Genomic DNA, 1,100 nt, shown 5'->3' on the forward strand with positions numbered 1-1,100 from the left:
CGCTGGTTGTTTCCGAGGGGCTCGGCCGCGGCGGCCAGGGCGGGGTCACCGGGGCTGGGGATGGTCTGCGGTTCCCACACGCCGTCGCAGTCGAGCTGGTCCGAGCCGTCTCCGCCGATGATCTTGTCGCAGCTCGTCTCGTAGACACCGCCGTCCGTCGTCAGTACCTCGATCCTGACGACGTGGGCCACCTCGGAGACGGAGACGCCGCAGGCACCCTCCGGGTAACCGCCGCCGGGGGTCTGCGTGAGGTCGTACCAGGTGAAATCGCGTCCGACGCCTCCGGTGACGTTCTTGATCCCGGCGTAGGCGACGCCGTTCGACACCACCGCCTTGGCCTCGTACATCTCTTGCGCCACGGAGTCGATGTCGTAGCAGCTGGCCGGGCCGGCCGGCCCGGGCTCGCCCTGCGGGCCCGGCTCGCCCTGGGGGCCCTCGGGGCCCTGGGGTCCTTCGGGACCGTCGGCACCCGGACGCCCCGGGAGCCCCGGGATTCCGGGAGGGCCGAACTCGCCTTGGGGACCCTCGGGGCCCATCTCGCCGGGCTCACCCTGGGGACCGGGCTCGCCCATGGGCCCTGGAGGCCCTTCCGGCCCCTCCATGCCGGGAGGACCCTCGGGGCCCATCTCACCGGGCTCACCCTGGGGGCCGGGCTCACCCTGCTCACCTTGCGGACCCGTCTCACCGGGCTCGCCCTGAGGCCCGGGCTCACCCTGGGGGCCGGGCTCACCCTGAGGCCCGGGGTCGCCCTGCTCACCCTGTTCACCCTGCGGGCCGGTCTCACCCGTCTCGCCCTGGGGACCGGGCTCGCCCTGTGGACCCGGGTCGCCCTGCTCACCCTGCGGACCCGTCTCACCAGGATCACCCTGAGGCCCGGGCTCGCCCTGCGGGCCGGGGTCGCCCTGCTCACCCTGCTCTCCCTGCGGACCGGTCTCACCCGCCTCGCCCTGGGGCCCTGGCTCGCCCTGCGGCCCCGGGTCGCCCTGCGGGCCGGGATCACCCTGCTCGCCCTGCGCGCCCGTCTCGCCCTGAGGACCGTCCTCGCCCTGCGGGCCGGCCTGTCCTTCCGGACCCTCCGGTCCTGCGGGACCGGCCGGACC

At 75.1% G+C, this 1,100-nt stretch carries 1 protein-coding gene and 1 pseudogene; one reads left to right on the forward strand and one right to left on the reverse strand.

The genetic code is table 11. From position 1 onward, the window contains the following. Window positions 1-359 (reverse strand): annotated as a pseudogene (locus HW445_RS32180) (hypothetical protein); the annotation flags it as partial. 309 nt (window positions 360-668) lie between these two features. On the opposite strand from HW445_RS32180, the gene HW445_RS32995 reads away from it, so the two are divergent. Next, a partial coding sequence (locus HW445_RS32995; RefSeq protein ID WP_218957576.1) for a hypothetical protein occupies window positions 669-1,100 on the forward strand: 432 nt, incomplete at its 3' end.

It is taken from the genome of Streptomyces sp. UH6 (genome assembly GCF_013421635.1).
GTDB lineage: Bacteria > Actinomycetota > Actinomycetes > Streptomycetales > Streptomycetaceae > Streptomyces > Streptomyces abyssomicinicus.